The organism is Paeniglutamicibacter sp. (assembly GCF_046714615.1).
Taxonomy (GTDB): domain Bacteria; phylum Actinomycetota; class Actinomycetes; order Actinomycetales; family Micrococcaceae; genus Paeniglutamicibacter.
The window spans coordinates 1-5,198 of the sequence record NZ_JBKKAP010000051.1 but is presented as its reverse complement, the minus strand read 5'-3'; the positions used below and the strand labels follow the sequence as shown (position 1 = coordinate 5,198).

The window sequence follows — 5,198 nt, the reverse complement described above, 5'->3', positions numbered from 1 at the left end:
CGTCAACTACATGCTCCCCGGCATCCTGCTGATCACGATTGCCTCCGGCATCGCCTACACCGCCTACCGCCTGTTCCTCGACATGCAGGGCGGCATCTTCGAGCGCTTCCAGTCCATGCCGATCGCGCGGTCGAGCGTGCTCTGGGCGCACGTGCTCACCTCGCTGGTGGCCAATCTCGTCTCGGTCGCGGTCGTCGTCGGCGTGGCCCTCCTCATGGGGTTCCGCACCGGAGCATCCGTGGGCGCCTGGCTTGCAATCGCCGGCATCCTCGTCCTGTTCACGCTCGCCCTTACCTGGCTGGCCGTGATCGCGGGGCTCTCCGCGCAGACCGTCGACGGCGCCAGCGCGTTCAGCTACCCGCTGATCTTCCTCCCGTTCATCAGTTCCGCATTCGTGCCCACCAGCACGATGCCCGGCCCCGTCGCGTGGTTCGCCGAGAACCAGCCGGTGACCTCCATCGTGAACACCATCCGGGCCCTTTTCGCCCAGGAGCCCGTGGGCGATGGCATCTGGATCGCTCTCGCCTGGCTCGTCGGCATCCTGGTCATTGCCTACGGCTTCGCGATCGCGAAGTACCGTCGCAAGATCCGCTGAGGCGGGCACTTCCCCCGAGGAGTAGGGGAAAGCGGTTCCGGCTTGTGGAAACACAGGCCGGAACCGCTTTCTGCCTATATCAACGGCCCCCGGGCAAGGAATCCGCCCGGCCCCAGCTCCGCCGCCGGTCAGAATGCAAAAACGGTGACACCGAGGCCGAGGAAGATTGCGGCGAAGACCGGGAAGATCCACGCGGCGAGGATGCCCGCGATCCGGGAGGTGGTGCGGTTTTTGCTGGCCGTGCCGGGGGTTTCGAGGGGCTCGCGAATGGTGTCGTTCTCGACATTCATGGCATCGATGGTTCCCATGACGGATAGGGCGATCATGACTGCGGCGGCCGCGACCAGCACCACGGCAGGGTCAAGGGACAGCCACGAGGAGGCGGGATCCCGCGGGGCGCTGAACGCGGCGAGGATGCCGGCCGCGACTGCTGCTGCGAAGAGAACCATGAATAGCCAGAACCGCCGCATTAATGCGCCAAGGAACATGGGCAGGCCCACCACCAGAATGGCCGGCACCGCGAGCCAGGCAAGCTGGGCGGCACCCAGGCCAAGCAATTCGCCGGCGGCCCAGGGCGAAATCGCCTGGGTGAAGACCACGAAGGCCACCACCCCGAGTACGGAGCGGGCGATCGTGCCCTTCAGCGAGGTTTCCACCACGCTGGCGGACAAGTCAAGGCTCGCGGCATACCCGGCGGGCGTTCCAAACGCCTCCTGCGCCCCCTCGCCGGAGTCGGCAAGGTATTCCTTCACGCTGGCCACGGTGTCACCGATGCCGGAGCCGGAGACGTCGCGAAGGCGCAGCTCGAGGATAAGGGCGTCGAGCCACTTCTGGTCCTGGGTGGTGATCATGCTTGCTCCCTTGCTACTGCGGTTCGGTGAGAAAAGTCGTGGTGATGCCCGCGAAGGCGTGCCAGGCGGTGCGCTGGCGCTCCAGCTCCGAACGCCCGGCATCGGTGAGGGCGAAATACTTGCGGCCCGGTCCGGCTTCGCCCGGCCGCCAGTCAACCTCGAGCCAGCCGGCCGCCTCGAACCGGGTGAGCAGCGGGTACAGGGTTCCGCCCTTCACCTTTCCGAGGCCCGCCCCGGCAAGCTCCGCGATGATCGCATAACCGTAGGTGGGGCCGGCTTCAAGGACCTGCAACGTGCAGAGGCCCAGTGCGGCGCGGAGCCAGTCGCTTGGCCAGTCGTCGCCTGGGTTCATCTGATCTTGGGTGCTGGGCATGACTAGACTGTATGTCTAACTAGTATGCGTGTCAACGATCCGTGAACCTTCGAAACCCGACGCCGGCGGCATGGACGCAATGTTGCGCAGCACACAGTGGCACGGTTATCGTTGCATCGTCAGGCGGAACGTATCTGAAGTTCCTGCCGTCGCTCTAAAAATGGGCGAAATCCGGGTTCATTGCCCGAAGACGAATATGGCCTTATTTCTTTTTGCTGCATTCGAAAGTCACAAAAATGTCTACAGTTTCCGCTGCCGTTTCCCGCGCCCTTTTAACCTGCACTTCCGAGATCTTCGGTGTCATGGGGAACGGTAATGCCCACTTCCTTGACGCCGCTCTCCGCACCGGGTTCCGCTTCACCGCCGTGCGCCACGAGTCAGCCGCCGTCACCGCCGCCGACGCCTACTTCCGCGTCACCGGAAAACCTGCCATCGCCACCACGACCTACGGCGCCGGCTTCAGCAACGCGATCACCCCGCTGGCGGAGGCCGCCAAGGCGAGGGTCCCGATGGTGCTGGTCGCCGGTGACCAGCCCTCCACCGGCGCCCGCCCCTGGGACATCGACCAGGGCGCCATTAACGACGCCGTGGGCGCCACGACCTTCGTGGTTGACGCGCAGCGCCCGATGGCCATCGCATTCGAGGCCGTCGCCCACGCACTGCGCGAACGTACCGCGGTGGTGTTGTCGATTCCCTACGACCTCGTTGCCGACGAGGCGGCCGAGGAAGGCCAGCTGTCGCTGGCGGACTTCGAGTTGGATCCCGGATACCCGGCCGCCGCACAGCAACTGCTCGCCCAGGCTGCCACGGCCCTGAACGAGGCCAAGCGCCCACTGGTCCTGTACGGCCGCGGGGCACGGCTGTCCGGTGCGGCGAAGGCAATCACCGCGCTCGCCGACCGACTGGGGGCGCTGAGCTCAAGCACGGTGCTCGCGGCCAACCTCCTGGCCGGCCGCAACGGGGACCTGGGCATCACCGGCGGATTTTCCTCCGAGGAAACCGCGGACCTCATTCACGAGGCCGACGTGGTGCTGGTGCTCGGGGCGGGCCTGAACCAATTCACCACCCGCTTCGGGGAGCTTTTCAACGGCGGCACCCAGGTCATCCAGGTCGATGTCGCCACGGCGGCGACCAGCCCGCGGGTTGACGTATTCATCCGGGCCGACGTGGCCGCGGTTGCCGACGCCCTGCTGCCGCTGGTTCACGGGCGCGACGGCGAGTGGCGCTGGGTGGAGACGGCGGGCGACCGCCTGGAGCGGGTCAACGACCACGCGAGGGGGGATCGAGCGGCACCGGACGGATTGCTCGATCCGCGGGCGGTGGCACAAACCTTGAATATGATCATGCCCGCGGACCGCGTGGTGGTGCAGGACGGCGGACACTTCATCGGGTGGGGTCCCATGTACTGGGATGTCCCGGGGCCGCACGCCCTGAACCTCGTGGGCACCGCCTACCAAAGCATCGGGCTGGGCCTGGCCTCCGCCGTGGGCGCCGGGGCCGCGGCTCCGGAGTCCACCATCGTGCTGGCCAGCGGCGACGGCGGCTTCCTCATGGGCCTGGCGGACCTCGAATCCGTCATCCGCTCCGTGCGCAGCGGCATCATCGTCATCTACAACGACGCCGCCTACGGGGCCGAGATCCACCAATACGGATCCATCGGGCTGCACGAGGGCCCCATGCTGATTCCCGAGGTCGACTTCGCCGCCGTGGCGTGCGGGCTCGGCGCGAAGGCCAGCAAGGTCCGCACGCTGGATGACCTTGCCGGGCTGCGGGACTGGGTCGCCGAAGGGTCCAACGGGGTCTTCCTGGTGGACTGCCGCATTTCCCCGGAGGTGCGGGCCCCGTACATGGAGGAAGTCCTGGAGGCCAACCGCAGGGCAGCCGGCGTGCGGGGCTGAGCCCCCGCGCCCGCCCCGCGCCCGCCCCGCGCGGGCGCGTGTTTCGCCGGCAGAAAAACCGTTGACTGGATAAAATGCAGACCTACCGCAAAGTAGGTTCCGCCCCCTAGGGTGGGATGGTGCGACATTCGATCCGGACGGCCCTTGCCGCCGCAATACTCACCGCGTGCGCGGCGGCCGGGGCACTCCCGGCGCAGGCGCAACCCGTGACAGAAGCGAGGTCGATCTCCGTGCACCCGCACTCGGCAGCCCCCATTCCCTACGCCGAAGGCCGCGACGTGGCGGCACCCTCCCTGCGCGTGGCGACCTTCAACGCCTCGCTGAACCGCCCGCTGCCCGGGCAACTCGCAGTGGATCTCTCCACGCCCCTGGACACCCAGGCGCAGGCGGTGGCCGAGATCGTGCAGCGCAACGCACCCGACGTGCTGTTGCTTAACGAGTTCGACCACGATCTTCAGGGCGCCGCGGCGGAGGCATTCAAAAGCAATTACCTGGCCCGCTCCCAGGGCGGCCAGGCCCCCATCGACTACCCGTACACGTATCTGGCCCCGGCCAACACGGGGATCCCCAGCGGTGCGGACCTTGACGGGGACGGCATCGTGGGCGGCCCCGCCGACGCGCTGGGCTACGGGGACTTCGAGGGCCAATACGGCATGGTGCTTTTCTCCAAGTACCCCATCGACGCCGCCAACGCCCGCACCTTCCAGAAGTTCCTGTGGAAGGACATGCCGAACTCGCAACTGCCAACCCGGCACTACGGCGAACTGGTCCGCGGGGTGCTGCGCCTGCCCAGCAAATCCATGTGGGACGTGCCGGTCACGGTGGGGGACAAGACGATCCACGTGATTGCCGCCCACCCCACCCCTCCGGTATTTGACGGCCCGGAAAAACGCAACCAGGCACGCAACCACGACGAGATCCGGCTCATCAACGACTACCTTGGCGGCGAGGGTCGCGGCGAATACATCTATGACGATTCGGGCAAGCGCGGAGCACTGGAACCGGGCAGCGACTTCGTGGTGCTGGGGGATTTGAACTCCGACGCCGCCTCGGGGGAGTCCGACCCGGCTGCCATCACGGCCCTGCTGGGCAACCCGTCGCTGGTTGATCCGCGGCCGGCCGTCGCCGAACTCCCCGGGGATCTTGAACTCCGGGGCATTGCCGGGATCACCCGCAGCGCCCTGGGCACCGCCGACTTCGGGCGCGGAAGCGCCGGGGTGCTGCGCGTGGACTACGTCTTGCCCTCGGCAACGCTGCCGGTGCGCGGTTCGGGAGTCTACTGGCCCGGAGCCGGGCAAGACGGCGGCGAACTCGTTTCCGGGTGGCCGCCGGCCAGCAGTGACCACCGGCTGGTCTGGGTCGATGTCACGCTAACCGACTGACCCCCCCGGGGCAACCATGCAGCAACGGCCGGGGCCCCCCCCCAAATAGGGGGGGCGGGGGGGTAATAAAAAAAACCACCCCCCCCCACCCAGAGCGGG

5 protein-coding genes are annotated in these 5,198 nt (G+C 67.4%); 3 read left to right on the top strand and 2 right to left on the bottom strand.

All coding sequences use genetic code 11. The features are described from left to right. Positions 1 to 595: ABC transporter permease (locus ACLQ7E_RS05750; protein ID WP_411731613.1), on the top strand; the 595-nt coding region annotated here is incomplete at its 5' end. A 128-nt stretch (positions 596 to 723) separates the two neighbouring features. On the opposite strand, the gene ACLQ7E_RS05745 is transcribed toward ACLQ7E_RS05750, so the two are convergent. Both ACLQ7E_RS05745 and ACLQ7E_RS05740 read right to left on the bottom strand, forming a co-directional pair. Beyond that, positions 724 to 1,446, bottom strand: coding sequence for a hypothetical protein (locus ACLQ7E_RS05745; RefSeq protein WP_411731612.1), 723 nt, complete (start codon positions 1,444 to 1,446; stop codon positions 724 to 726). Between the two features lie 13 nt (positions 1,447 to 1,459). Then, positions 1,460 to 1,819 (bottom strand): PadR family transcriptional regulator, encoded by a 360-nt coding sequence (locus tag ACLQ7E_RS05740; RefSeq protein WP_411731611.1) that lies wholly within the window; start codon positions 1,817 to 1,819, stop codon positions 1,460 to 1,462. A gap of 236 nt (positions 1,820 to 2,055) precedes the next feature. Between ACLQ7E_RS05740 and ACLQ7E_RS05735 the strand changes: the two genes are divergently transcribed. After that, positions 2,056 to 3,717, top strand: a complete 1,662-nt coding sequence (locus ACLQ7E_RS05735) for a thiamine pyrophosphate-binding protein (protein ID WP_411731610.1) — start codon at positions 2,056 to 2,058, stop codon at positions 3,715 to 3,717. A gap of 206 nt (positions 3,718 to 3,923) precedes the next feature. Further along, positions 3,924 to 5,099: an endonuclease/exonuclease/phosphatase family protein gene (locus ACLQ7E_RS05730; protein WP_411731609.1), complete on the top strand. Its 1,176-nt coding sequence runs from the start codon at positions 3,924 to 3,926 to the stop codon at positions 5,097 to 5,099. Positions 5,100 to 5,198: the final 99 nt, after the last annotated feature.

Coding starts and splice junctions, on each gene's coding strand:
- ACLQ7E_RS05745 (WP_411731612.1), bottom strand. CDS start 1,446: ATGATCACCACCCAGGACCAGAAGTGGCTCGACGCCCTTATCCTCGAG.
- ACLQ7E_RS05740 (WP_411731611.1), bottom strand. CDS start 1,819: ATGCCCAGCACCCAAGATCAGATGAACCCAGGCGACGACTGGCCAAGC.
- ACLQ7E_RS05735 (WP_411731610.1), top strand. CDS start 2,056: ATGTCTACAGTTTCCGCTGCCGTTTCCCGCGCCCTTTTAACCTGCACT.